The following is a 25409-nucleotide window of genomic DNA, read 5'->3' as shown; positions in this document are numbered from 1 at the left end:
GACCCCAACGGGGTCGAACATATCAGCCCAGGGCAACGCCCTGGGTCCGGATTGTTGATGCGGCATAGCCCTGAAAGGGCGTGACATAACGGTGGGGTTCGTTATGTCACGCCCTTTCAGGGCTGGGTCCTGGGATACGTCCGACCCAGGGCGTGGCCCTGGGCTGTTATGTGGCGCCCCTTCGGGGCTTGACCAGGGGCACAGGATTAGGCGGAATAAGGTACTCGATTCCCGCTCACATTCGTCGCGGCCGGGGGCCGCCCCTACGGCGTAGGAGCGGCCTCGGGCCGCGACGGGTTGCCGGGCCTTGATCACAATCCCGGCCACAGCCCTGGCCGTGAAGTGGTCGGTCCGCGCAGCGGACCCTACGGGCGCAACGTAAGCCGTAGGGTCCGCTGTGCGGACCAATCGCCTGGCCGGAGCGATGATCATGGCCGGTTGTCGCGATGAGCGTTCGCGAGATTGATCATCAAGGTCCGCGTCGTCTTCCATCACTTCGCACTCCCGACGAAGCTCACCAGTTGCTTGAGCAGCCCATCGGTCTCGGCCTCCAGCGCCAAGATGTCGGCCGTGACCTCTTCGAGGCTGCGCAGCGGCTTGTGCTGGTAGAAATATTTATTGAAGCTGATCTCATAGCCGATCACGGTCTTGTCGATGGCCAGCCATGCCTCGTCGACGTGCGGGCGAACCTCACGGATGAAATAGTCATGGATCACGTTGGATGCCGGAAGTTCGGTATCCAGTGCCAGCGGGACATTCTCGGTATCGCGCAGTTCGCTGTCCGGTTCATACTCGACATGCTCGCCGGTCTCGGTCGGCCAATAGCCATAATCGCCCAACCGCTCACGGGTGGTGCCCAATTGGGCCAGCAGCTCGTTGAGCCGCTTGCCGGTGAGCTTGACCGATTGCTTGATGACCTTGGCGGCGCGCTCGTCGCGCCAGCTCACTGCATTGAGTATCTGCTTGATCTGTGCTGCGGATGGCTTCTGATCCAGTGTCTTGCCGGCCGCTTCGACCAGACCCTTGAAAGAGTTGAAATCGAGGAACTCATCGGTGTCAACCTTGGTGGCGAGTTGTTGCGCAATCTCCATGATGTCACGCTGGGTTCGCCAGGTCGATGCGGCAAGAAGTCTCTTGCGATTCTTGGGCGAGAGACCGATCTCCTCGCGCTCCAAATGGCTCTCGATGGCCTCGGCGTGGACCGTCAACTGTTCATAGACGGCGTCACCATATTTGCCATAGGCCCACTCCATGACCTCCTGCAACCCGGGCGTGAAGCGCAGCGTGGCAATCCGTTCAGCGGAGAATTGCGCGGCCAGGCGCAAGGGCCGCTCGACCGTGACCTTGTAATAGCCGAAATCGCGATTGTTGAAGACCTTGGCCAGGCCCTCATCGGCCAGGTCCAGATAAAGCCTGGTGATCTCCCGGATATGCGCCTCACTGAACTCGCAGTTCTTCTCACCCAGGTTCTTGCGCAGCTTCTGGTAGAGGTTGCCGGCATCGATCAGTTGGACCTTGCCGCGCCGCCGCGGGGCCTTGTTGTTGGACAAGACCCACACATAGGTGGTGATCCCTGTATTGTAGAACAGGTTGTTGGGTAGCTGAATGATGGCTTCGAGATAGTCGTTCTCGATGACGTGGCGGCGGATATTGCTCTCGCCGCTGCCGGCATCGCCGGTGAACAGTGCCGAGCCGCTGTGGACGGAGGCGATGCGCGAGCCCACCGGGCTCTGCGCCAGGGGCTTCATCTTGTCGACCATTTCCATGAGGAACAAGAGCTGGCCATCGGAGGAGCGTGGAACGGCGGGAAGGATGTCGAGGCGCTGACCTGTGTAGTCGGCAAGACGCACGAGGAACCGGCTGTCGGTCACCTCCTTTCCATCCAGAATGTTGCCCTGCTCGCTTTTCCAGGACTTGCCGTAGGGCGCGTTGGTCACCATGACATCGAAGCGCTTGCCGGCGAACTCGTTGCTGGCGAGGGTGGAGCCGAACTTGATGTTTTCCGGGTCGTTGCCCTTGATCATCATGTCTGACTTGCAGATGGCATAGGTCTCGGGATTCACCTCTTTGCCATAAAGAAAGAGTTTGACATCGGTCCGGATTTCGCCTTCCGGATCGCTGATGAAGTTCTGCGATTCGGTCAGCATGCCGCCGCTGCCGATGGCTGGATCGTAGATCGTCAGCGGATTGGGCAGGCGGTCCTTGATGGGGATGAAGATCAGGAAGGTCATGAGCTTGATCACTTCACGGGGGGTGAAGTGCTCGCCCGCCTCTTCGTTGTTCTCCTCGTTGAACTTGCGAATCAGTTCCTCGAAGGCGTAGCCCATGCCGAGATTGGACAGGCCCGGCTGGATGTGTCCGTCGGGGGCTTTGCGATCAAAGGGCGTGAGATTGATCTCGTCGGAGACGAATTTCTCGATGACCTGATACAGCACATCGGACTGCGCCATCTTGCGGATCTGGTTACGCAAGTCGAACTTGTCGACGATTTCCTTAACATTGTCGGAGAAGCCGTCCAGGTAGTTCTTGAGATTGGCCTCCAGCTGTGACGGATTGCCCAGCAGCGATTTGAGTGTAAACCGGGAAGTGTTGTAGAAGACGTAGCCCGACGCTTCCTGTAGGCCATAAGGGTCGAAATCGGCCATATGGGCGTCCTGGCGCTGGAAGCGGACCTCTTCCAGCACGGACTCTTTGGTCGGCTCCAGCAGGCAATCCAGGCGGCGCAGGACGAACATTGGCAGGATCACGTCGCGGTACTTGCCGCGGACGAAGACGTCCCTTAGGAAATCATCGGCAATCGACCAGATGAAGCCGACAATCTTATTGTGAACTGAATGGTCCATTTTGCCTTTCGTTATCCCAGCAGCCTTGCTACAAGAGCGTAGTTCGTGCGGCCGAACACCCGACTGGCGCAGGCCGCCTATTAGGTCCTTTCGCTCACAGGCACAGGAGGTCGAGGCTCTAGCCGGTCGACATCGCCTCTGCGCGACCTGGTCCGGCTAAAGCCTCGACCTCCAATAGGTGAGTCGGGGCAGGAGGCAACCGGGGCGCTTCACCCCAGGCCCACCCGCCGCGATCTTAGGACTTGTTGTCCTGCTTGGTCTTCTTGACCGCGCGCTTTTCCTTGAGGCTCAGATCGGACTTTTTCTTGGTCTCTTTCTTGGGGCTGCGTTCTTTGCTCATGGTGCTCGCTCTTGGCCGGGGCCGTGCTGGTTGATCGGCCGTGCGGCCGATGGTGGACTCTCAAGCGACAGGCGGCGGGTGCCCCCGTCCAACGGGCGGGCGGGGGCGCGATGAGGCCGCCAAGGCTCCGCAGAATGGGGGCGGAACCTCAGTTTTCCAAGGGTGTCTAGTCCTCGCTGCGCTGGTAGGCGTCCGCCAACTGCTTCTGGATGTTGGCCGGTACCGCCTCATAGTGGCTGAGTTCGATGCCGTAGGTCCCCTCACCGCCGGTCAGGGCCTTAAGGCGCGCGTCATAGCCGGAGAGTTCCGCCAGCGGTACCTCGCCGTCGATGGCGATGTGCCCGGCGGTCTTGGTCTCGCTGCCGCTGATGCGCCCACGCCGTCCGGAGAGGTCGCCCGCAAGGTCGCCCATGCAGGAGTCCGGGGCGGCGATGCGGATCTTCACGATCGGCTCCAGGATCACCGGCCGGGCCTTGTCGACGGCGTCGATGAAGGCCTTGCGCCCGGCGGTGGAGAAGGCGATATCTTTGGAGTCCACCGGGTGGAACTTGCCGTCGTACACCGTCACGCGAACGTCGTGTAGCGGGTAGCCGGCGATGGCGCCCTCGGCGAGCACCTGACGCACGCCCTTTTCGATGGAGGGGATGAAGTTGCCGGGGATGACACCACCGACGACGGCGTCCACGAACTCAAACCCGCCGCCCCGCTCCAGGGGCTCGATCCGCAGGAAGACCTCACCAAACTGACCGGCACCGCCGGTCTGCTTCTTGTGCCGATGGTGCCCCTCGGCCTTGGCGGAGATGGTTTCGCGGTACGGGATGCTCGGCGCGCTGGTCGTCACATCCACATGGAACTGTTCCGAGAGCCGTCGCAGCAGGACCTTCAGGTGCAGTTCACCCAGGCCGCGCATGATGGTCTCGTTGGTGGCGGCATGGTGCTCGACGTGGAAACAGGGGTCCTCGGCCTGGAGCTTATGCAGTGCGTCGTTGAGCTTCTGTTCGTCACCGCGCTTGGTCGTGGTGATGGCGAGCCCGAACACCGGCACCGGGCACTCCATGGTGTTCAGGTGGTGGTGATCCTCGTCGTGCGAGTCGTGCAGCACCGCATCGAAGTGGATCTCATCCACCCGGGCGACCGCCAGGATGTCCCCGGGGACGCCGTCTGCCACCTCGATCTGCTCGTTGCCGTGGAGCCGGAACAGGTGGTTGACCTTGAACGGCTTGCGGGCGTCGCCGATGAACAGTTGGCTGTTCTGGGCGATGCGTCCCTGGTGGATGCGGAAGATGCCGAGCTTGCCGCGGAAGGGGTCATTGATGATCTTGAAGCAGTGGGCCAGCGCGTGCTGGCGCGGGTCTGGCGTCACGGTCACCGGCTCCATTCCCGCACCTTCGCCCTTCATATAGACCGGGGGGTTGCCCTCGGACGGGTTGGGCATCAGTCGCACCAGGATCTCCAGCAGTTCCGGGATACCGGCCCCGGTGGTCGCGGAGCAATAGCAGATCGGGATCAGGTGGCCGTCACGTAGCGCCGCCTCGAAGGGGTCATGCAGCTGTTCCGGGGCCAGGTCCTGCCCCTGCTCCAGATAGATCTCCATCAGGGCCTCGTCCACCTCCACCACCTGGTCGATGATGTGCCCGTGGGCCTCGGCGACCGAGGAGAAGTCCGCGCCCTCGCCCTGCGGTTGGAAGAAGCAGTCGATGACCCGGGTACCGCCGTCCGCCGGCAGGTTGATGGGCAGACACTCGGCGCCGAAGGTCTCGCGGATCTGGGTCGTGAGCTCACCTAAATCGATGTCAGGGGCGTCGATCTGGTTGACGATGATGATCCGACACAGGCTGCGGTTATCCAGCAGTTTCATGATCCGCTGGGTGACCGACTCGATCCCGGCCTGGGCATTGATGACCACCGCAGCCGTCTCCACGGCCGGGAGCACCGAGATGCTGCGCCCCAGGAAGTCCGGGTAGCCGGGGGTATCGATGATGTTGATGTGCTTGCCGTGGACGTCGAGACTGGTGATGGCGGAGTCTAGCGAGTGCTGCAACTCCTTCTCCAGCGGGTCGAAGTCGCACACCGTGGTCCCTTTGGCGATGCTGCCGGCCACTGGGATTACCCCGGTGGCGGCGAGCAGGGCCTCGACCAGGGTGGTCTTGCCGCTGCCGGCGTGCCCGACTAGGGCGATGTTGCGGACGTCCTCGGCGTTGTAATCAGACATCGGTGATCCTGTGTTGGATGGTAGCGAGCATGACGGGCGCGGCGCGGGGCGACAGGGATCGGCCGACGGCGTCCCGACGGGTCTGTACAGAAGTTGGAAATTATACCGTAACTCGCTGGCCGCTCCGGCGGGGGGCTGCGGAAATTACGTGCGCTGAAAATCGCTGTGCAGACCCTGGGCTGAGCCGGGTGCGTCGCGTGTACCGCCCTGGCTCTCCCGGCCCTTCGGCAACAGGTGCTCCCGAAAACCTTATCGGAGAACCATAAATCCGACGCAAACACTTCGTTGAAATTAACTTTTCGTCTAGTTATAAGGAGCGTATTGCCATCGCGCGACCGGGCCTGCCCGAACCCCGACCAGGCTGCCCGGCGCGGACGTGGTTGAGTATCCACCGTTGTCGCTGCGGCTTGCCCCTGGTTGCCCGCCCCCACGCGCGGCGACGGTCCCATCAATGTTAAGGAGCAACCATGGTCAACGCCGATCACTGCAGTCGTCCCCGGCTCCCACTCGTCTGGCTGCTTTTGGCCGCCTTCGCGGGTCATGCGCTCGCCGCGCAGACCTGTAAGTACGACAGCATCCCCGCTACCGCCCCGGCCAGCCGGTTCAGCGACAATGGTAACGGAACTGTGACGGACAAGATGACCGGGCTCCAGTGGCAGCGCTGCAGCGAGGGACAGACCTGGGTCGGCGGCACCTGCACCGGGACCGCCAGTAGCTTTACCTGGCAGCAGGCCCTCCAGTACGCGGATACGGCCATCGTCGTCGGCAAGGATGACTGGCGCCTCCCCAACATCAATGAACTGACATCGATCTTTGAGGAGGCTTGCTATGGCCCGGCGATCGACCTATGGGTGTTTCCAGCGACCAATAGTTCTCCGTACTGGTCTTCCTCACCCGACTCGTCGCCCGGCATGGGTAATAGCGGCAGTGCCTGGTTCGTGTTGCCCTCCACTGGTAATCAAGGGACCATCGATAGGCTCCACTCCTATCGCGTCCGGTTGGTGCGCGGCGGATAATCATTTGCTTGCGCAATCCCTCGTGTTCGCCGCGGTGCGGAGGGGTAAGTTTAGGGTTCTGATTGTGTTACCCGTAGCTCGTGCCGCGGTTGAGCGATGTCGGCGTGGTACGGTTGGTCATCAAACGGGCGGTGAGACATTTTCCGTGGTGAGTAAACATGGCGATGAAGGCTGAGCAATGGACCTTTGATGGCACGCTGTCGGGGTGCTGCGCTGTCGGGGTGTCGTGGCGCGTGATTGTGTCCTTGCTGGCGGCCTTCTGGGCTGGCGGCGTCTGGGCGGTCGTGGCACCGGCCTGGCCGCTCAACGACACGGGGATCGATTGGTGGGCCGATGGCAGTCGCAATATTCTCCGGACCTCACCCGCCGGTTACCCCGGCCAGGACGCGAGTCGGGGCCGCGATTCCACTCAGGATCAGGACTCCGATGGCCACGCCGGTTTCTCATTCACCAAACTCGACGCGAACGGCAACGCCATGTCGTCCGGGGCGTCCTCTTGGTCCTGTGTGCGCGATAACGTCACTGGTCTGATTTGGGAGGTCAAGACCAACGACGGCGGTTTGCGCGATCGTGACTGGAGCTATTCTTGGCATAACCCGGCCCCGGCCAGCAACGGCGGGTCTGCCGGCTATCCGAATGGGGGGGCTTGTGGTGGGGCAATCGCCTGCGACACCCTGGGTTACACCCAGGCCGTTAACCGGACAGGTCTGTGCGGGGCCGGCGATTGGCGCCTGCCAAGCCGGCAGGAGTTGCTCTCAATCGTCGATCGCAATGGTTCCGGGTTGACTATCGATACCAACTACTTTGCAGATTTGGGGCCTACGTTGCGGTATTGGTCTTCCTCGCCGAACGCGGCCAATGCCGACTTGGCCGGCGTCGTATTATTCAGTGGTGGCTCTGCCGGGGGAGACTACAAGAGCAACGCCAACCCGGTTCGGTTAGTGCGTGGCGGACAGGCCTTGCCTGGTGTGGGGACCGTCTGTACCAGCGCACTCAACCAGTCACAGCAAACCCAAGGGGCGGCGGGCGGCAGTGGCACGGTCGCGGTCGTCACTCCCGCCGGCTGTGCCTGGCAGGCGGTGAGCAATGCATCCTGGATTCAGGTTTCAACTCAGTCGGGCACCGGCAACGGCGACGTGAACTACACCGTCGGCGCCAATACCCTTACGACCGGCCGGCTTGGGACGCTGACGATTGCTGGCCGCAGCTTAACCGTCTCGCAAGAGGGCGCCGCCGCTGTGATTGAAGGCCCGGCGGAATTGAGTGGGGTCGTCAGAGATGCGGCCACCGGGCTGCCGCTCGATGGGGCGACAGTGCAGTTGGGGGCGGGACAGACGGTCTCCGCGGCCGCGACCGGGGTCTATTCATTCACCGGGGTTACGGCCGGGGACTATACCCTGACGGTCAGCAAGACCGGCTACCGTTCGTCCACTCAGTCAGTTACCCTCGCACCGCTGGCGAGCTCGAACCACAACCCGTCCTTGACCAAGGTCTCGACCAAAGTCAAAGTCAGCGACATCACCAGCAAATACGAGAAGCGCTATTACTTCCTGGCGGGGATGAATCATCCGGTCGACTTCAGCACCCAGGTCGACTGGGGCGGAGATGCCCCTGTTTCAGTCAAGCTGATCACGGATAACAACGTCTACACAGAGACGATTGCATCCGATCAACTCACCGTCCAGTTGAATGCTGGCACTGAGTTCTACGCCTGCGGCGGGCTCAAGGCAAAAGCCGTCTCGCAAACCGAAGACTCACCACTGCTTAGCGCTGACTTTGGGGTGATGTCGAATCCCTTTGGGAGTATGCTCGATCCTTGGGATCGTACGGAGGAGGGGCATACCTTTTCCTATAAGCCGATTGGCGCGCCAGACATGGACTTTTTTAACACTGATGAAAAGGAAGCCATCACGGTTCCTGATTGGATACCATTGTTTGGCGGGAAGCCAATGAAACTCGACTGGTATCCGCGGGTAGAGGTGGAGCTGCAGAGTGATGGCACCGTACATGGTCGGTTAGAGTTGGCGCTGGATACGCTTAGAAAAGACTGGCCTTTGGGGGGGAAGCCAAATGCTAAGAAATTAACGGCAGCGCTTGTAAAATATATGGATAAAGGGACGTTCAACCGAAAGGCAATTCCAAAACAATACCTGGCCGGGGCAGAGTTCAGTATCTTTCCGTTTCTTCAGCTTGAGGGACGGTATTCTGATACAACCTGCAGCTGGGGTTGGAATGGCTCTTCGCTTGGCCTGGCCGGGGATGGCAGTGCGAAGGTCACCCGGCAGATGGTTACGATGGTGGCCGCAGTGCCGGTGCCTTGGTATATTAAAGCGAGCATCAGTGCGTTAATACAGGGTGAGCTGGGGGTCATCGGGATGGTGAATACGGCTGCCCGACTCACCGGCGAAGTGACGCTTGAGACCGAGGCCCGGGGCGCTATCGGTGCCGGGGTCGATTCGGTTATCGCGATAGAGGGTTGGATCAGCGGTGGTCTGAAAGCGGCCTGGGTGTTCGATGGCCGATCGAAACCGCGCGTGCTCGATCTCACGCTGGCCGTTGGGCGCAGGGCCTACGTATTGATGTACAGCTATGACGCAGCGCCGTGGAACTGGAGCTGCGACCTGGTTGCGCACGATTGCCACGGGCCGGGACTTGACAGTGCCGCCGACGTACGGGGCGCCAGCCTTGCGGCGGTTCCGACCAAGGCTGCGGTGGTGACGCGTGACTATCTCCGGGCTCCGGGTTACGGGGCATTTCCGGCCGGTGCCATGCCCGTCCAGCGGGCCGCGGCGTCCAGCGGCGTGGTCGGTGGGACCGCAGCACTTGATGCCACTCAGACGGCGGCGGTCCAGGCGGTCGTCTTTCCCCAATCCCAGGTGACACTGGCGGCGGCCGGGAATCAGCTGCAGGGCGCCTGGCTCTACGATGAGCCCGCGCGCTCGGCCATCAACCGCTCGGCCGCGGTGTTCTCTGCATGGCAGGGCGCGGCCTGGGGTCCCTTCGCACCCATCGCCGACGACGGCACGGCCGATTTTCATCCGCGCATGCTGACCTTCGGTGACGGTGCCACGGTCGCGGTGTGGGAGGACGTGAAAGGGGTACTGGCAGATACCGCCCCCTTCGAGGAAATGGCCGCGGCCTTGGAGATCAGCGTCGGGATGCGCGATGCTCAGACTGGCCAATGGCAGTCGCGGCGCCTGACGGATAATGCCTACCTGGACCGAAGTCCGCGGGTCGCGGGGGTTCCCGGCGACCTGTGGGTGCTCTGGATCGCGAATGCCGCGAACCAGGTGCGCGGTACGGCCGCGGCGCCGAACGTGCTCAAGGCGAGCCATTGGGACGGCTCGGCCTGGGGTGCGCCCCAGGACCTCGCGACCTTTGGTGAGGGTCTGGTGCGCTATGATCTGGCCTACAACGGCAGCGCGGGCGCGGTGGCGCTGAGCCTGGACACGGACGGGGACAGCGCGACCGTGGATGACCAGGAGATCTTTGCGATCAACCTGGTCGGCGGAACCTGGGGCACACTCCAGCGGCTCACTAATGACGCGGTGGTGGACGCTAACCCCAAGCTGGCGTTCGACAGCCAGGGTGCGCCGCGCCTGGTCTGGTTGCGGGGCGGGTCCTTGGTCGACGCGCCCCTCAGCGACCTCGGTCAGGCCCGTAGCCTCTATGCCTCTGAGTACTCCACCAATCTCGCGGACTTCCAACTCGCCGCCGCGGCGGACGGCCGCCTGATGGTCGTCTGGGCGGAACCGGGCGAGTTCAGCTCGGACCTGAAGGCCATTTTCTATGACCTCCAGGGCGACCTGTGGGGCCAGCCCCGCCCGCTGACCGCCGACGCGGAGACGGAGAAATACCTGGCGGCGGCCTTTCCGTCTGATGGTCCGGTCGTTCTCTACAACCGGACCCAGGTGACCCCGGTGGCACAGACAGTGCGCACCCTGTCGGGTCGCACGGTCAGCCTCGCGGTCCCGCAGGACGGTCTCACTGACCTCTATATGACCCGGCATACGGTGACCAGCGGGATCGCGGTCAAGGATGGAAGCCTGGACACCCTCCCGATGAATCCCAAACCGGGTGATCCAGTCCAGATCCAGGCGGTGATCGTCAACACCGGGGACACCGCGCAGACGAACGTGCGGGTCAGGGCCTACTTGGGCGATCCGCAACAGGGCGGGGCACCGATCGCGGAGACGATGCTGGCCGACCCGTTGGCCCCCTGGGCGGAGCAGGCAGTGAACCTGCCCTGGACGATACCGGCGACGGACGCACCGCTGGTGATCTTTCTGGTGGTCGATCCGGATCAGGTGCTCACAGACTCCAACCGGGCCGACAATGTGCAGAGCCTGACCGCGGTGCTGCCCGATCTGGTCGTTTCCAACAGCCGGTGGGAATGGCTCGGCACCGATGGGCAAGTGGTCTCCGTGGTCGCGCGGGTGGTCAACCAGGGGGCGTTGCCGAGCGGGGCCGGCGCACTGACCTTCCACACCGGCGCCGCGGATGGACCAATCCTCGCGACTCTCCCGTTTGGCCCCTTGGCGGTCGGGCAGGCGGTCGACCTGGAGACCATCTGGAACGTCAGCGCCTTGCCCGGGCCAACCTATACGCTCTTCCTCGCGACGGACGAGGCGGGGGCGGTGGCCGAGCAGAACGAGTTGAACAACGTCTCAACATTGGTCGTCGGCAGTCTGGCCGAGGACGCCGACCGGGACGGTATGCCGAATGCCTGGGAGCGTGACCACGGGCTCAATCCGCTCGACCCGAGCGACGCGGCGCTCGACACGGATGGCGACTCCTTGAGCAACCGCCGGGAATATGAGTTGGGCACGGACCCGCGTAAGGCCGATACCGATGGTGACGGCGTCGCGGATGCCCTTGATGCCTTCCCGCTCGATCCGCAGGAGCAGCTGGACACGGACCGTGATGGGATCGGTAACAATGCCGATACGGATGATGACAACGATGGCATCCCGGACGCCAGGGACAACTGTCCGCTCGTGCCGAATCGGAACCAGGCTGATGCCGACCGGGACGGGGTGGGCGATGCGTGCGATGCGACGCCGGGGTTTTGCTGGGAGTGTTTGCCGAATCGGGGAGGGTGGCGGGCTATCCAGCGCTGATGGGGTTATAACCTGGGGCATCTGGCCTTGGCCGCGCGATACTCCAGTGCTGGCGGCGGGCTCCGCGGGATGCTTGTGCCACCGCCGACGGTTCGCCAAGGCGCGCGACGATCGGCAGATGCCGGTGAGCCCCTGCGGCGGCCAGGCGTATCTTCCTCAGCCTCTGCGGAAAATCATAAAACGCGGGGCAAAAAAAGGCGGCCTTTTGGCCGCCGAAGGACGCACAGCTAGGGAGTGGTAAAACCGTCTCTAGGGCGATTTTGTCCTCATAACCCATTGATTATGTTCAGTTTCTGAATTGACTTAGTCATCCTGGCCGTGTCAATTCCTTGTCAGCCAGTCGGACCCCGATTCCATGGTGCCAGTCTAAGCCGATTCATCGATCAGTGGGTTGTAATTGCAAAACTTTTATCTACGACGCCAGTTGCGGGATGGGCGGGCCGAGTTCCAACCGGAGGACTCATCGGGGGCGCCGCGGGCCGCAATCGTCAAGAAATCTTCATATAAGATACCATAGTTCAGCGGGCAAAAGCAGCATTGGTTCGCACATTTGACAGATTGAATCGTATCAAGGGGCGTCCGCGTCAGTCGACCGGGGTCAGGGCCTGGCGTGGTCGACGGTCACCGCGACTGTCGGTACCTCGGACGGCTTGATCGGGCCCGTCTGGCCCTCGAGGTCTCCGGGGCTGGGCATGGCCTCCCCGCGCTTGGAGATGCGCGCGCCGACCACGACGGCGGGGAAGGCGGAGAGTCGCATGGACGCCATCATGGCCATGCTATCGTCCAGGGTAACGGTGGTCGGCAGGTCGGCGGCCTTGATGCGCAGGGCCGCCAGCGGCATGGGCGGGCCGTCCGCGGCGCGGGCGAAGATGAACACGGTGTCGTCTGGTGCGGCCTGTGCGGCCAGCGCGGGCGCCAGTGTGACGGTCACCTGGATGCGTCCGCCCGCTGCTGCGGCGCCCGTGTCTGGCGCCCCGGCGGCCTTTGCCGCGGGGGTCCGGGCGTCCACCGCTGCGGCCGACGGTAGGCCGGCGCGGTTGCGCGCTTCGGCGACCATCTGGGCCATTTGGCCCATCTGCTCCGCCTCCGGGCCGGCCGGGTCCATTTCGTCCAAGACCCCCTGCCAGGTTTGGGCCGCCGCGGCGAAACGCCCCTCTTGATAGGCCAGCATGCCATCCAGCCAGCGGGCGTCCGGGTTTCCGGGCTCGATTTTCAGGGCGGTCCGGATCAGTTCGGCCGGGCGTCCGCTCAGGCTGTTACCGGCGTTGGTGGCCAGCGCTCCGGCATAGGCCAGCAGTACGCTCACCTGTCCAGGGGCGAGTTGGTAGGCATGCTCGACCGCCGCCAGCGCCTTTTTCGGCTGTTCCATGGCCAAATAGGTGTTCCCGAGCATCAGCCAGCCGTCCACGTTCCCGGGGTTCTTCTCCAAGCGTTCGGCCAGCCGCTGTACCAGTGCATCCATGGACGGCGCCTGGTCTCTAGGACCCGCTGGGGTGTCTGCGGCCGTGCCAGTCGCCGCGAGTGTGGCGATGATGCCGGGATCGCCGAGTTGCAGATAGATGAGGACGGCCCCCGTGGGCAGCGCGAGCGCCAGCAGCAGGGCCAGGATGGGCGCCCGACCGGCGCCGGCCAGGGGCGCCGCTGGGAGTGTGGGGTCCCCACCGAGATCATGCAGCAGTTCCCGCTCCAGGTCTTTGAGCGCCGTGTCGTACTGCGCTTGTTCGAGTACCCCAGCGGCCAAGTCGCCGTCCAGTTCTTCGCGTCGACGGCGGAAGACCTCGAGATTCAACTGCCCTTGGCTCGGTCTGGTGCCAGCCGTCGGGGCGCGCAACAAGGGCCACAGAATGAATAGGATGGCCAGACCCGTGAGTCCGGCGGCGAGTATCCAAAAAATAGTCATTTGGCTGGGTCTTGTTGGTCGTCGCCGGCGGCGAGTAGTTGCGCGATGCGGGCCTGATCGGCCGGGCTCAGGGCGGGTTCGGGTGCGGTGCCCTGGCGTCGCAGGTTACGCAGCAAGAGGAATCCGCCGATCCCGACCAGGACGAAGGGACCGAACCACAGCAGATAAGTCGAGGGCTTGACCGGGGGTTGGTACAGCACGAAGTCCCCATAACGGTCGACGACAAAGGCGATGATGGTGGCCTGGTCCTTGCCTTCCTTCATCATCGAGTAGACCTTCCGGCGCAGGTCCTGGGCGACGTCCGCCTGGGATGCCGCAAGCGACTCGTTCTGGCACACCAGACAGCGCATCTTACCGGTCAACTCGCGGAAGGCCTGTTCCTGAGCCGGGGTGTCGAAGGTGAATTCTTGCAGCGTCGCGGCCGGGGCCTGGGTCGGGACCAGGCCCCAGGCGAGTAGGGCGCCCACCAGGGCGGGGGCGAGCAGGCGTTTGGGACTCATTGCTTGGGGCCGTGTTGTTGAATCACGGGCAGCATCTCATTCTCCCAGACCTTGCGGTCGATGGGTCCGATGCGCTTGTGGCGGATGATCCCGGCGGCGTCGACCACGAAGGTCTCGGGTGCACCATAGACCCCCAGGTCGATGCCGACCTGGTTGTTCGGGTCATAGAAGCTCATCGCGTAGGGGTCGCCGAAGCGTTGCAGCATCTCTAAGGCGGCCGCGCGCTCGTCCTTCCAGTTGAAACCGATCACCTGGACGCCGGATTCACGGGCGATGCGCACCAGCTCTGCGTGCTCCTGGCGGCAGGACGGGCACCAGGAGGCCCAGACGTTGACCAGTGACACCTTGCCCTTCAAGAGGTCTGAACTCAGCGTCTTGCCCGGCTCCTTCAGTGACTCAAGCTGGAAGGCCGGTAACGGCTTGTCGACCAGGGGGGAGGGGACCTTGCTGGGGTCCAGTCCGAGCCCGTAGTAGAGCAGGGCGGCGAGCGCCAGAAAGGCGCCGAGCGGCACCAGATAGCGGGTGGTGGAACTTGCCATCGTCGATCCTCGGTTGATGTGCCGGTCAGGCCGCGGCCGGGGCGGCGCCGGCAGGCAGGGTGGCGTGGCGGCGGGCTGAACGGTAGCGCCGGTCGCTGACGGCGAGTCCGCCGCCCAGGGCCATCAGTATCCCGCCCAGCCAGATCCAGCGTACATAGGGCTTGTAGTAGAGCCGCACGGCCCAGTCCCCTTGGTCGCCCACGGGCTCACCCAGTGAGACATAGAGGTCGCGTAGCAGGCCCGGGTCGATCCCGGCCTCGGTCATGGGCATGCCGCCCGCCACATAGGCGCGTTTCTCCGGGTGCAGAACGGTGACCTGCCGGTCGCCTAGGAAGATCACGAATTCGCCGCGCCTGGCCTGGTAGTTCGCGCCGGTCCGCGTCGTGACCCCGTTGAATTGGAAGCGGTAGCCGGCGACCTCGTGGGACGCGCCGCGCGCCATCCGCACGTCGGTTTCGATGCCGAAGCTGGTGACCATGGCGACGCCGACGATTGAGGTGGCCATGCCGATATGCGCGAGCCACATGCCGTACCAACTGCGGCCCTGTCCTTTGAGGTCGGTCGTGAACCCGCGCAGTCCGCGATGGGTGAGGCGCTCCCCCAGCGCGATTAGGTGAGTGAGTACGATCCAGGCGGTGAGCCCGAGCCCGAGCCCGACATGGAAATTGCCGGGCAGGACCTTACCTGTCGCGGCGAGCAGGCCCAGGGCGAAGCTCAGCACCAGCGCGACCCACAGCAGTCGCAGCAGCCGGTTCGGTTCATCGTGCTTCCAGCGCACCAGTGGGCCGATGCCCATGGCCAGCACCAGCAGCGGGGTGAGTGCGACGAACATCATGTTGAACCAGGGGAAACCGACCGAGATCTTGCCCCAGCCGGCCGCCTCATAGATCAACGGGGCCAGCGTACCGAAGAGGACCAGCGCGGCCAGGGTGGCCAGCAGTAGGTTGTTGATCAGCAGGAAGCTCTCGCGCGAGACCAGATCGAAGCGCCCGCCGCCGGAGATGGCCGGGGCGCGCCAGGCATAGAGCGCGAGCGAGCCGCCGATCACAATCACCAGGAAGATCAGGATGAAGGTGCCCCGCGCCGGGTCGGTCGCAAAGGCGTGGACCGAGGTGAGCACCCCGGAGCGCACCAGGAAGGTCCCGAGCAGCGAGAGTGAGAAGGCGGCGATGGCCAGCAGCACCGTCCAGCTCTTGAAGGCCCCGCGCTTCTCAGTCACCGCCAGCGAATGGATCAGTGCAGTACCCACCAGCCAGGGCATGAAGGAGGCGTTTTCCACCGGGTCCCAAAACCACCAGCCGCCCCAGCCCAGTTCGTAATAGGCCCACCAAGAGCCGAGCGCGATGCCGATGGTGAGAAAGATCCAGGCCACCGTGGTCCAGGGCCGCGACCAGCGCGCCCAGGCGGCGTCCAGGTTGCCGCCGATCAGCGCCGCGATGGCGAAGGCAAAGGCGACCGAGAAGCCTACATAACCCATGTAGAGCATGGGCGGGTGGATGGCCAACCCCAAGTCTTGGAGCAGCGGATTGAGATCCCGCCCCTCCGCCGGCACCGGGAAGATGCGCTCGAAGGGGTTGGAGGTCAGCAGCATGAAGAGCAGGAAGCCGATGGCGATCATCGCCTGCACCGCGATCACCCGCGAGATCATCGGCAGCGGCAGGTTGCGGCTGAAGCTGGCGACCGCCGCGCCCCAGAGGGCGAGCAGCAGTGCCCATAGCAACAGTGAGCCCTCGTGGGCGCCCCACACCGCAGAGACCCTATAGATGGTCGGCAGCAGGCTGTTGGAGTTGCTCGCGACATAGAGCACCGAGAAGTCGCTGGCGACGAAGGACTTGACCAGGCAGGCGAACGCCAGCGCGAGGAAGGTCAACTGGCCCCAGGCCAGGGGACGGGCCATCTCCATCCAGGCGCGGCGGCCGTTGAATGAGCCCCAGAGCGGCACGACCGCCTGGGTGATGGCGAGCCCCAAGGCCAGGATCAGTGCAAAGTGTCCGAGTTCGGGGATCATCGGGTCACCTTCTCAGGGCGCGCCCCAGAGGTCGTCGCGGCATTGACCGTTGCGTTCTGCGCGCCCTGAGCATGGGCCGATTTTAGACTGTCCGCTACCTCGGGGGGCATGTAGGCCTCGTCGTGTTTGGCTAAGACTTCCTCCGCGCGGAAAACCCCATCCGGTCCCAGTCGGCCCCTGGCCACGGCCCCCTGGCCCTCCTTGAAGAGGTCCGGGAGTATGCCGGTGTAGGAAACCTTGACGGTCTGGGCCAGATCGGTCACGTCGAAGGTCACCGTCAGCCCGTCCGCCGCCCGTGCGAGCGAGCCCTTGGACACCAGCCCGCCGATCCGAAAGACCCGATCGGCCGGGGCCTCATGCTTCACCACTTGGGTGGGGCTGAAGAAATAGGAGATGTTGCTCTGCAGTGCGCTGATCGCCAGCGTCGCCGCGGCGCCGACACCGAGGATCGCGACCCCGACCAGGACCAGGCGTTTCTGTCTCGCCTTCATGGCTGGTCTCCGCGGTGATCTTCAGTACCGCGTAACCGCAGTAAGCGGCTCAGGCGCGCCAGGATGGCGCGACGCTGGCGGCGCAGGCTCACCGTTTCGATCACCAGCAGTGCCAGGGTCATACCGTAGGCGCTCCAGACATAACCGGCGAAGCCGCCCTGTGCAAGAAATTCCATCAGCGGTTTCATGCTGGCCGGCCCTCGCTGCGGATCAGGTCCTGGACCCAGCTGGTTTCGGCCTCGCGGGTCAGAATGATGCCGCGCAGGCGCATCAGGGTGGTGGCGAATGAATACATCCAGAATCCCAGGGTCATAGTGAGCATGGCGAACAGGATATTGCCGTCGACCTTCCCGAGCCCGGAGCGCTGGTGCAGGGCCGCGCATTGGTTGGGGTCCGGGCAGTTGATGGACCAGAAGATCACCGGCACCATCACGAGTCCCACGATCGCCAGCAGCGAGGCCGCGCGGTCCGCCCGGCGGCTGTCGTCGATGGCCGAGTGCAGTGCGATGTAGCCGACATAGAGGAAGAACAGGATCAGCTCGGAGGTCAGCCGCGGGTCCCAATCCCAATAGGTCCCCCAACTCGGGCGCCCCCAGATGGCCCCGGTCCACAGCGCCAGAAAGGTAAAGATGGCCCCGGTCGGCGCAATGGCGTTGGCCATCATGAATGACAGCCTGGTCTTGAAGACCAGTCCTACCGCGGCCCAGAGCACCAGCATGCCGTAGAGCCACATGGACATCCAGGCGCTGCCGACATGGATGAAGATGATCCGATAATACCCCTTCTGGGCATTGCTGCCGCCGAGTTGGTCCGGGGTCTCGAAGAAGCCCCAATAGAAAGCGGTGAGGATCAGGGCGGCGGCCAGCACCCAGAAGATCGGGATCAGCCGGCCTGCCAGTGGGTAGAAGGTCGCCGGAGCGGCGAATCTGGACCAGGGAAGTGTCATCGGTTATTGCTGCAGGTGCTTGTTATTCAATGGAGATACGCAATGCCGCGGAGGATGCGAACGGCGCCAGTGCGAGTGCGGCCACGAGAAAGGCGGCGAGGAGGGTCAAATAGGGTCGGGCCTCGCCGAATGCCACCGCGCCGACCTCAACCGCCCCGGCCCCGTAGACCAGCACCGGGATGTAGAGCGGCAGGATCAGCAACGCCAACAGGATGCCGCCGCCGCGCAGCCCCAGCGTCAGGGCCGCGCCGATGGCCCCGATCAGGCTCAGCACCGGGGTGCCCAGGAACAGCGAGACCATCATGACCGCGACGGCCGAGTCGCTCAGGTGATACTGCATCCCCACCAGCGGCGCAATCAACACCAGTGGCAGCCCGGTCAGCAGCCAATGGGCCGTGACCTTGGCCAGGGTCAGCAGCACCAGCGGCTGACCGGTCAACAACAGTTGCTCCAGGGTCCCGTCCTCGTAGTCCGCGGCGAACAGCCGCTCCAGGGCCAGCATGGACGCCAGCAGGGCCGCCACCCAGACCACGCCCGGGCCCAGGACCCGCAACACCGCGTGCTCGGTGCCGACGCCCAAGGGAAACAGGCTCACCACGATCACGAAGAAAAACAGCGTGGTCAGCACGTCCGTGCGCCGGCGCATGGCCAGCAGCAGGTCACGGTGCAGTACACTCCAGAAGACCTTGAACATCAGGCGCCCAGGTCCAGGTGACGTGCCTGGCCCGAGGTCAGTGGGACCTCCTGGTGGGTGGTGAGCACCGCGAGCCCCCCCGCCGCCACATGGTCCGCGATCAGCCCCTGGAGCAGGTCGACCGCCGCCACGTCCAGGGCCGTGAAGGGCTCGTCCAGTATCCACAGGGGCGCGCGGCTCAGGATCAGTCGCGCCAGGGCTACCCGTTTCTTCTGTCCCTGCGACAGCATTCGCGTCGGCAGGTCCTCGAAACCGGTGAGGCCGATCCGTCCCAGCGCGGACCACACCGCGTCGACGCCGATCCGGTCGCCATCCAGGGTCGCCGCCAGGCGGAGGTTCTCCACCCCGGTGAGGTCTCCCTTGATGCCGTTGAGGTGCCCGAGATAGAGGAGATCGCTGCGGTAATCTTCCGCCAGTGTACGGATGGACTCACCCTTCCAGCGCACCTCACCCGCATCCTGGGTGAAGAGTCCGCAGAGGGTGCGCAGCAGCGTCGTCTTCCCGCTGCCGTTGCGCCCGCGCACATGCAGCAGGGTCCCCGCGTCGATCTGCAAGTCCAGTCCGGAGAACAGCAAACGGTCGCCGCGCCGACATTCGAGCTTCGCCGCCTGGAGCATGGGGTAAGGAGAATCCGTAAGGTGTATGGGGTGACAACGCCGTTCCGGCGGCGCCCGCGCCCCGGGGCTGGCCGGAGCGGGCCGACGAAAGGCGGTAACCTTATACGCTGGGGCCGCTTTCTACAACTTACCGGTTGTTCACCAGCCAGCAGTCCCGCGCGCGTTCGTCAGTTCGGTACATGCAGGGCCGGCAGGACACGCAGCAGCGCGCCGACGACGTCGGGATCGAACTGGGTCCCCGCGTGCTGGGCGAACTCCCCACGGATGTACGCAAGCGGTTGGGCCGGTCGGTAGGGCCGGGTCGAGGCCATCGCATGATAGGTGTCGGCCACCTGGATGATGCGGGCGGCCAGCACGATGTCCGTTCCCGCGAGGCCGTCGGGATAGCCCTGGCCGTCGAATCGCTCATGATGCTGCCGGACCGCCGGCAGCACGTCAACGAGAAACTCGAGTGGAGAGAGGATGGCGGCGCCGTCCGCCGGATGTTTGCGGATCAGGGCGAACTCCTCCGGCGTGAGTGGCCCCGGTTTGCGCAATACCGCGTCCGGAACGCCGATCTTGCCGATATCGTGGAGTCGGCTGGCGATGCGTACCTGCTCCGTGACCGCCTGACTCAGGCCCAGTGCGACGGCCAACCGCTCGGCGACCGTCGAGACGGAGCGCGAGTGGCTGCCCGTGTAGGGGTCCTTCTTGTCGACCGCCTCGGCCAGCGATGTTACCGTCTCCAGGTTGAGTTTTTTCAGATAATTGGCATCCAGGTCGGTGCCGATCTCGAAGCGCAACAGGGTGCCGCCGAACATGACCAAGTCGCCGTGGGCCAGGCGCTCGTTCTCGACGCGGTCGCCGTTAAGGTAAGTCCCGTTGACGCTGCCCAGGTCCTGCACATAGTAGCGATTGTGCAACGCTAGCACCTTGGCATGTTGACGCGACACCCGCGGATCGGCGATCACATAGTCCACGTTGTCCCCGCGCCCGACGAGACACTCTGGGGCATCCAAGCAGAGCGGTCGCGCGGTGCCGGTCTGGGGAATCAGGTAGGCCTGGTGCTTGGGTTCCGGCGTCCGGTAGAACTCCGGAGTGGGCAGCAAAATGGTTTCGGTGTTGTGGAGTTGCACGGCCTTTCTCGGTGTTCACCTGTCAGGGTGTTGGGGGCGTCGCGCTGCTAGGTCCGTGGGTCCATGATCCCCAGATCGTCCCAGATCCGATCCACCCGCTCGCGCACCGCCGCATCCATGCGGATCGGCTGACCCCATTCACGGGTCGTCTCCCCCTGCCACTTGTTGGTGGCGTCGAAGCCGATCTTGGACCCGAGCCCGGACACCGGGGAGGCGAAGTCCAGATAATCGATCGGGGTGTTCTCTATCAGCACCGTGTCCCTCACCGGGTCCATGCGGGTGGTCATGGCCCAGATCACGTCCTTCCAGTCCCGCGTGTTCACGTCCTCGTCCACCACGATGACGAACTTGGTGTACATGAACTGACGCAGGAACGACCAGACCCCCATCATCACCCGTTTGGCGTGTCCCGGGTATTGCTTTTTCATGCTGACGATCGCGAGCCGGTAGGAACAGCCCTCCGGCGGCAGGTAAAAATCCACGATCTCCGGGAACTGCTTACACAGGATCGGCACGAAGACCTCGTTCAGGGCCACCCCGAGGATCGCCGGCTCGTCCGGCGGCCGGCCGGTATAGGTGCTGTGGTAGATGGGGTCCGCCCGCTGCGTGATCCGTTCGATGGTGAAGACCGGGAAGCGGTCGACCTCATTGTAATAGCCGGTATGGTCGCCGAAGGGGCCTTCCGGTGCCAGGTCGTTGGGATGGATGTGGCCCTCCAGCACGATCTCGGCGCGCGCCGGCACCTGCAGGTCCGACCCCAGGCAGGCGGCCACCTCGGTGCGGCTGCCCCGCAGCAGGCCGGCGAAGGCATATTCAGACAGGCTGTCGGGCACCGGCGTGACGGCCGCCAGGATGGTCGCCGGGTCCGTCCCCAGGGCCACCGCGACCGGGAAGGGCTGGCCCGGGTGGGCGCATTGGAAGTCCCGGAAGTCCAAGGCCCCGCCGCGGTGGGCCAGCCAGCGCATGATGACCCGATTGCGTCCCAACACCTGCATCCGGTAGATGCCGAGGTTCTGGCGCGCCTTCTCCGGCCCGCGGGTAATCACCAGACCCCAGGTGATGAGCCGCGCAGCGTCACCCGGCCAGCAGTGCTGGATGGGAAAGCGCCCCAGGTCCACCTGCTCACCGGCAAAGACCTGCTCCTGGCAGGGCGCACGGCTGCGCACCTTGGGCGCCATGTCCAGGACCTTCTTGAAGATCGGCAACGCGGCCCAGGCCTCGCGCATCCCCTTGGGCGGCTCCGGTTCCTTCAGGAACGCCAGCAGCCGACCGACCTCGCGCAGGGCGGTCACGGACTCCTCGCCCATGCCCAAGGCCACCCGTTGCGGGGTGCCGAACAGGTTGCCGAGCAGCGGAATCCGCGACCCCTTGGGCCGCTCGAACAGGAGCGCCGGACCGCCCGTGCGCAGTGTGCGGTCACAGATCTCGGTGATCTCCAGGTACGGGTCCACCTCCATGCGGACGCGTTTGAGCTCCCCGCGGGCTTCCAGTTGGTCGATGAAGTCACGGAGGTCGGCGTATTTCATGTGCGCGGTGCCATCAGGATCTGCGGGTCGGGGGGGCATGATCGGGGATCGGCGGGGGTTACTCAACTCAAGAAGAAGCCCCGCCCTCGAATCAACTGGTCGAGGCTTCAGCTGGACCCGAGCCCGCCCGGCCCGCACGGCCAGGCGCCTTGCGTCCTAGAAATGATTTCTATACCATCGCCCCATGACGAGTAAACACCGCTTTCGCGGCAAGTACCGCTTGGAGTTGCGCGAGCGGGACCACGCGCCGGCACACGTCCACCTGGTTGGCGGCAGCGTCGATGTGATCATCGATCTTGCCACCCTGGACTCGGATGGCGTCTGGCCCCGCGGACTGCAAGCCGATGTATTGGCCTGGGTCACGGCGCATCGCGACGAACTGATGGAGGAATGGCACCGATGGCACTCATGAAACGCCCCCGCTTGAACAGCGCAGAAGCGCTTTCGGGCCACCGGCTGCGTCTGACATTCGTCGACGGGCGGACCTACACGCTGGATTTCATGCCGCTGCTCGATGCCTCCCCGGGCCTCTCCCCACTGCGCGAGGCCTCCGCCTTTGCCGCGGCCATGGTCATCCCCGGCGAGGGTTGGACCGTCACCTGGCCGGCGCTGGACATCCAGATCGGCGCCGACACCCTCTGGCTGGACCTGCAGGCACAACAGGCGCCGGACGAGAACACCCGCACCTTCGTTCAATGGCGCTCGCGTCATGGCCTGTCGCTCGCCCAGGCCGCCGCCGCCCTAGGCCTGACACCCCGCACGGTGAGCGCGTACGGCACCGGCGCGCGACCGGTTCCGCGCTACATCGCGCTTGCCTGCAAGGGATGGGAGGCGGACCGGGGGCCGCGCTGAGGTTTCGGCCCGCCGAGATGATGCTGGGGGCCGAGGCTCCAGCCGGACCCGCGTCCGCGCTTCACCGTCCGTCCGGCGCAGCCACCGGCTGGGTTGAGCGCAGCGAAACCCAGCAATTGACGCCTGATGGACGCGGAAGCGATGGGATTCGCTGCGCTCTGCCCAACCTACGGGAGAATTTTCGACGTCGGAACGAGAGACGCGGCAGCGCTTCAGAGCACCTGATCCAGCGCCCGCTCCAGGTTCGCCACCGTTCGCTCGACATTGTGCAGCTTGTCGAGCCCGAACAGCCCTAGGCGGAAGGTCTTGAACCCGGCCGGCTCGTCGCATTGCAACGGCACGCCAGCGGCGCTCTGCACGCCGACGGCTACGAACTTGGCGCCGCTGCTTAAGCCCTCGTCGCTGGTGTAACTCACCACCACGCCCGGCGCCTGGAAACCCTCCGAGGCCACGCTGCGGATGCCGCGGGACTGAAGCAGCGCGCGCACGCGGGTGCCGAGTTCCCATTGCTCAGCCCGCACCTTCTCAAAGCCGTAGGCCGCGGCCTCCTTCATCACGTCGCGCAGTTGCGCGAGTCCGTCAGTGGGCATGGTGGCGTGGTAGGCGTGGCCGCCACCCTCGTAGGCGGCCATGATCTGCAACCACTTCTTGAGATCACAGGCGAAGCTGGAGCTGGTGGTGGCGTCGATGCGCTCGCGTGCCAAGGGGCTCAGCATCACCAGGGCGGCGCAGGGCGTGCTGGTCCACCCTTTCTGCGGAGCGCTGATCAGGACGTCGACGCCGATCGCCTGCATGTCCACCCAGATGGCACCCGAGGCGACGCAGTCGAGCACGAACATGCCGCCGACCGCGTGTACCGCGTCGGCCACGGCCTTCAGGTAATCGTCGGGCAGGATGATCCCGGCCGAGGTCTCCACATGCGGCGCGAACACGATGTCCGGCCGGTGCTCGGCAATCGCGGCCACGACCTCCGCGATCGGCGCCGGGGCGAAGGCCGCCTGCGGACCCTCGGCGATCTGCCGGGCTTTGAGCACCACGGACTCGCTCGGGATGGAGCCCATGTCAAAGATCTGCGTCCAGCGGTAGCTGAACCAACCGTTGCGGATCACCAGCGCTTTCTTGCCGGTGGCAAACTGGCGTGCCACGGCCTCCATGCCATAGGTGCCGCCGCCGGGCACGATTGCCACGGCCTGGGCGTGATACACGTCCTTGAGCATGGCGGACAGGTCGCGCATCACGTGCTGGAAGGCCTGGGACATGTGGTTGAGCGAGCGGTCGGTGAAGACCACCGAGTATTCGAGCAGGCCGTCGGGATCGACGTTGGGGAGTAAGCCGGGCATGGTCACCTCAAAAAGCACCCGGCGGCGCCGGGCGGACGTGGGGCAGGTCGAGTGCCTGCGCTATGTACGTGATTGTAACGATTGTCGGTAATGATCACCGCCGCTGGAGACCTTGATCATATTGGGTGGGCGGTATGGAGCGGATTGTCAGGCGCGATGGTCATGGTTCGGTGTGTTGGCTGGACGCCTTGCCAGAAAAACGAGATGCCCAGCAAACTGAACTTTGAGGAAGTTCCGTTCGCGACACCCTAAACGAAAGAGACTCCCAATCAAATCCAGCATCATATGCAAGTAATTCTTGTTCCATACCAGGCGCAATATCTTGGAGCGATTCAATAGTTGACGATTGATCAGAAGCGACGCGTCGGGGCCCGGCCGTATCTCTTCAAGCGCAAATCCGGCATCGCTACACACTCGAACGATCCCGTAAGGAGTAAAATTAAAGATGCTATATGAGTGGTACGGCTCTAGATAGGAAACGGCCCCAACAAACAAGCCATTAGGCTTCAGAGTGCGAAAAGCTTCCGCAATGAGTGCATCTGGGGAACGGACATGCTCTAGAACCTGATTACAGTAAATCAGATCGAAGGTGTTGTTGGAGTATGGCAGGTTAACACCATCATAAGTCAGAATAGATTCATGTTCACGGGTTCGCTTTCTTGCTTCTGGTGAGTCTTCGATATCAACGCCGTGCCAAGTTACTTTATTAGTGATCCGCTGGAAAAGATCAGCAGAGTTTCCATCGCCACAACCAAGATCAAGCACTGTGACGGAGTCGGTTGACTGGCTAAGAAACTGTTGAATATAAGTATTCAGTGATTGACGGTTTGAATGGTCGTTCGGTAGATAATCTCGGATAGCCTCTAAAGCTTCAAGCGACCTGATTTTATCCTTGAATTTGCGCATGAGTCATCACTCTGTTGGGTGGTGCATTTCGGATTCCCGGATATTCCCTGCTTAGCGCTCTTGCATGGCAATTTCTCTCGGCGACCCCTGGCGCTTTGCCGGTTGGCGCCGGCCGGGAATGGACATTCCTGGCGGTGTCCTTCCGGCATCCTGCCGGAAGGACGGCCCTGGATTAACCGCTCAACACCCCGCCCGATACCGCAGATCAAGTGTGTAGGGATGCTCCCCGGCCGGCTCCTCCGCCGGTGCATCAATGAGCCCCGCGGTATGGCCCATGAGCCGGAAGCGGGCGATGCGCCGGCTTTCGGCCTCATAGCTATTGACCGGGAAATTGCTCTCGCTCCTCCCGCCCGGGTGGGCGACATAGTAGGTGCAGCCGCCCAGGCTCGCGCGGTTCCAGGTGTCGACGATCTCGAAGACCAGCGGACCCTGGGCCGGGATGGT

The 25409-nt window shown here is 63.9% G+C and carries 20 protein-coding genes; 4 read left to right on the top strand and 16 right to left on the bottom strand.

Annotation, left to right across the window (positions count from 1 at the left end):
- Positions 1-491: 491 nt before the first annotated feature.
- Together QZY44_RS19840 and fusA are read right to left on the bottom strand one after the other, a co-directional pair.
- Positions 492-2843 carry an N-6 DNA methylase gene (locus QZY44_RS19840; RefSeq protein ID WP_295450584.1) on the bottom strand — a complete coding sequence of 784 codons (2352 nt, stop codon included), beginning with the start codon at positions 2841-2843 and terminating at the stop codon, positions 492-494.
- A 506-nt stretch (positions 2844-3349) separates the two neighbouring features.
- Positions 3350-5395, bottom strand: coding sequence for an elongation factor G (fusA, locus tag QZY44_RS19835; RefSeq protein WP_295450580.1), 2046 nt, complete (start codon positions 5393-5395; stop codon positions 3350-3352).
- 467 nt (positions 5396-5862) lie between these two features.
- Here fusA and QZY44_RS19830 point away from each other — a divergent pair, with 467 nt between their 5' ends.
- Both QZY44_RS19830 and QZY44_RS19825 read left to right on the top strand, forming a co-directional pair.
- Positions 5863-6411, top strand: a complete 549-nt coding sequence (locus QZY44_RS19830) for a DUF1566 domain-containing protein (RefSeq protein WP_295450577.1) — start codon at positions 5863-5865, stop codon at positions 6409-6411.
- 158 nt (positions 6412-6569) lie between these two features.
- Positions 6570-11531 carry a DUF1566 domain-containing protein gene (locus QZY44_RS19825; RefSeq protein WP_295450573.1) on the top strand — a complete coding sequence of 1654 codons (4962 nt, stop codon included), beginning with the start codon at positions 6570-6572 and terminating at the stop codon, positions 11529-11531.
- A 598-nt stretch (positions 11532-12129) separates the two neighbouring features.
- Here the strand turns inward: QZY44_RS19825 and ccmI are convergent.
- From ccmI to ubiD, 11 genes are all read right to left on the bottom strand, one after another.
- The gene (gene ccmI, locus QZY44_RS19820) at positions 12130-13431 is read right to left on the bottom strand and encodes a c-type cytochrome biogenesis protein CcmI (RefSeq protein WP_295450570.1); all 1302 of its coding nucleotides are present in this window, start codon (positions 13429-13431) and stop codon (positions 12130-12132) included.
- Positions 13428-13931 carry a cytochrome c-type biogenesis protein gene (locus tag QZY44_RS19815; RefSeq protein WP_295450567.1) on the bottom strand — a complete coding sequence of 168 codons (504 nt, stop codon included), beginning with the start codon at positions 13929-13931 and terminating at the stop codon, positions 13428-13430. Before QZY44_RS19815 ends, ccmI begins: the two co-directional genes overlap by 4 nt.
- On the bottom strand, positions 13928-14470 hold the full coding sequence (locus QZY44_RS19810; RefSeq protein WP_295450564.1) for a DsbE family thiol:disulfide interchange protein: 543 nt from the start codon (positions 14468-14470) through the stop codon (positions 13928-13930). Before QZY44_RS19810 ends, QZY44_RS19815 begins: the two co-directional genes overlap by 4 nt.
- Before the next feature lie 25 nt (positions 14471-14495).
- Positions 14496-16478, bottom strand: a complete 1983-nt coding sequence (locus QZY44_RS19805; RefSeq protein WP_295450561.1) for a heme lyase CcmF/NrfE family subunit — start codon at positions 16476-16478, stop codon at positions 14496-14498.
- Positions 16475-16969 carry a cytochrome c maturation protein CcmE gene (ccmE, locus tag QZY44_RS19800; protein WP_295450558.1) on the bottom strand — a complete coding sequence of 165 codons (495 nt, stop codon included), beginning with the start codon at positions 16967-16969 and terminating at the stop codon, positions 16475-16477. Before ccmE ends, QZY44_RS19805 begins: the two co-directional genes overlap by 4 nt.
- Positions 16966-17148 carry a heme exporter protein CcmD gene (gene ccmD / locus QZY44_RS19795; RefSeq protein WP_295450587.1) on the bottom strand — a complete coding sequence of 61 codons (183 nt, stop codon included), beginning with the start codon at positions 17146-17148 and terminating at the stop codon, positions 16966-16968. Before ccmD ends, ccmE begins: the two co-directional genes overlap by 4 nt.
- 5 nt (positions 17149-17153) lie before the next feature.
- The gene (gene ccsA, locus QZY44_RS19790) at positions 17154-17915 is read right to left on the bottom strand and encodes a cytochrome c biogenesis protein CcsA (protein WP_295450554.1); all 762 of its coding nucleotides are present in this window, start codon (positions 17913-17915) and stop codon (positions 17154-17156) included.
- 22 nt (positions 17916-17937) lie between these two features.
- Positions 17938-18609: a heme exporter protein CcmB gene (gene ccmB, locus QZY44_RS19785; RefSeq protein WP_295450538.1), complete on the bottom strand. Its 672-nt coding sequence runs from the start codon at positions 18607-18609 to the stop codon at positions 17938-17940.
- Complete coding sequence (gene ccmA / locus QZY44_RS19780) at positions 18609-19226, bottom strand: cytochrome c biogenesis heme-transporting ATPase CcmA (protein WP_295450528.1); 618 nt, start codon at positions 19224-19226, stop codon at positions 18609-18611. The genes ccmB and ccmA overlap by 1 nt, the downstream gene beginning before the upstream one ends.
- 167 nt (positions 19227-19393) lie before the next feature.
- The gene (locus QZY44_RS19775) at positions 19394-20341 is read right to left on the bottom strand and encodes an HD-GYP domain-containing protein (protein ID WP_295450514.1); all 948 of its coding nucleotides are present in this window, start codon (positions 20339-20341) and stop codon (positions 19394-19396) included.
- Positions 20342-20388: 47 nt separating this feature from the next.
- The gene (gene ubiD / locus QZY44_RS19770) at positions 20389-21867 is read right to left on the bottom strand and encodes a 4-hydroxy-3-polyprenylbenzoate decarboxylase (RefSeq protein ID WP_295450502.1); all 1479 of its coding nucleotides are present in this window, start codon (positions 21865-21867) and stop codon (positions 20389-20391) included.
- 184 nt (positions 21868-22051) lie between these two features.
- On the opposite strand from ubiD, the gene QZY44_RS19765 reads away from it, so the two are divergent.
- On the top strand, positions 22052-22279 hold the full coding sequence (locus tag QZY44_RS19765; RefSeq protein WP_295392975.1) for a DUF4160 domain-containing protein: 228 nt from the start codon (positions 22052-22054) through the stop codon (positions 22277-22279).
- 11 nt (positions 22280-22290) lie between these two features.
- Complete coding sequence (locus QZY44_RS19760; protein ID WP_295450499.1) at positions 22291-22719, top strand: DUF2442 domain-containing protein; 429 nt, start codon at positions 22291-22293, stop codon at positions 22717-22719.
- Positions 22720-22931: 212 nt separating this feature from the next.
- On the opposite strand, the gene QZY44_RS19755 is transcribed toward QZY44_RS19760, so the two are convergent.
- The 3 genes from QZY44_RS19755 to QZY44_RS19745 form a co-directional block, all read right to left on the bottom strand.
- On the bottom strand, positions 22932-24059 hold the full coding sequence (locus QZY44_RS19755) for an aminotransferase class V-fold PLP-dependent enzyme (protein WP_295450497.1): 1128 nt from the start codon (positions 24057-24059) through the stop codon (positions 22932-22934).
- 147 nt (positions 24060-24206) lie between these two features.
- Positions 24207-24965 carry a class I SAM-dependent methyltransferase gene (locus QZY44_RS19750; protein WP_295450494.1) on the bottom strand — a complete coding sequence of 253 codons (759 nt, stop codon included), beginning with the start codon at positions 24963-24965 and terminating at the stop codon, positions 24207-24209.
- A 180-nt stretch (positions 24966-25145) separates the two neighbouring features.
- Positions 25146-25409: transglutaminase family protein (locus tag QZY44_RS19745; RefSeq protein WP_295450491.1), on the bottom strand; the 264-nt coding region annotated here is incomplete at its 5' end.

The sequence above is a fragment of the uncultured Thiodictyon sp. genome, from assembly GCA_903837595.1.
Classification (GTDB): Bacteria; Pseudomonadota; Gammaproteobacteria; order Chromatiales; family Chromatiaceae; genus Thiodictyon.
The sequence above is the reverse complement of the archived record's forward strand: the minus strand, read 5'-3'. Positions and strand labels throughout refer to the sequence as shown.

What these genes read in the sequence shown, in the direction of transcription:
- QZY44_RS19750 (WP_295450494.1), bottom strand. Translation starts at nt 24,965, where the DNA reads ATGCGCAAATTCAAGGATAAAATCAGGTCGCTTGAAGCTTTAGAGGCT.
- QZY44_RS19755 (WP_295450497.1), bottom strand. Translation starts at nt 24,059, where the DNA reads ATGCCCGGCTTACTCCCCAACGTCGATCCCGACGGCCTGCTCGAATAC.
- QZY44_RS19765 (WP_295392975.1), top strand. Translation starts at nt 22,052, where the DNA reads ATGACGAGTAAACACCGCTTTCGCGGCAAGTACCGCTTGGAGTTGCGC.
- QZY44_RS19805 (WP_295450561.1), bottom strand. Translation starts at nt 16,478, where the DNA reads ATGATCCCCGAACTCGGACACTTTGCACTGATCCTGGCCTTGGGGCTC.
- ccsA (WP_295450554.1), bottom strand. Translation starts at nt 17,915, where the DNA reads ATGACACTTCCCTGGTCCAGATTCGCCGCTCCGGCGACCTTCTACCCA.
- ccmA (WP_295450528.1), bottom strand. Translation starts at nt 19,226, where the DNA reads ATGCTCCAGGCGGCGAAGCTCGAATGTCGGCGCGGCGACCGTTTGCTG.
- QZY44_RS19810 (WP_295450564.1), bottom strand. Translation starts at nt 14,470, where the DNA reads ATGGCAAGTTCCACCACCCGCTATCTGGTGCCGCTCGGCGCCTTTCTG.
- QZY44_RS19830 (WP_295450577.1), top strand. Translation starts at nt 5,863, where the DNA reads ATGGTCAACGCCGATCACTGCAGTCGTCCCCGGCTCCCACTCGTCTGG.
- ccmB (WP_295450538.1), bottom strand. Translation starts at nt 18,609, where the DNA reads ATGTTCAAGGTCTTCTGGAGTGTACTGCACCGTGACCTGCTGCTGGCC.
- QZY44_RS19840 (WP_295450584.1), bottom strand. Translation starts at nt 2,843, where the DNA reads ATGGACCATTCAGTTCACAATAAGATTGTCGGCTTCATCTGGTCGATT.
- QZY44_RS19815 (WP_295450567.1), bottom strand. Translation starts at nt 13,931, where the DNA reads ATGAGTCCCAAACGCCTGCTCGCCCCCGCCCTGGTGGGCGCCCTACTC.
- ccmI (WP_295450570.1), bottom strand. Translation starts at nt 13,431, where the DNA reads ATGACTATTTTTTGGATACTCGCCGCCGGACTCACGGGTCTGGCCATC.
- fusA (WP_295450580.1), bottom strand. Translation starts at nt 5,395, where the DNA reads ATGTCTGATTACAACGCCGAGGACGTCCGCAACATCGCCCTAGTCGGG.
- ccmE (WP_295450558.1), bottom strand. Translation starts at nt 16,969, where the DNA reads ATGAAGGCGAGACAGAAACGCCTGGTCCTGGTCGGGGTCGCGATCCTC.
- ubiD (WP_295450502.1), bottom strand. Translation starts at nt 21,867, where the DNA reads ATGAAATACGCCGACCTCCGTGACTTCATCGACCAACTGGAAGCCCGC.
- QZY44_RS19825 (WP_295450573.1), top strand. Translation starts at nt 6,570, where the DNA reads ATGGCGATGAAGGCTGAGCAATGGACCTTTGATGGCACGCTGTCGGGG.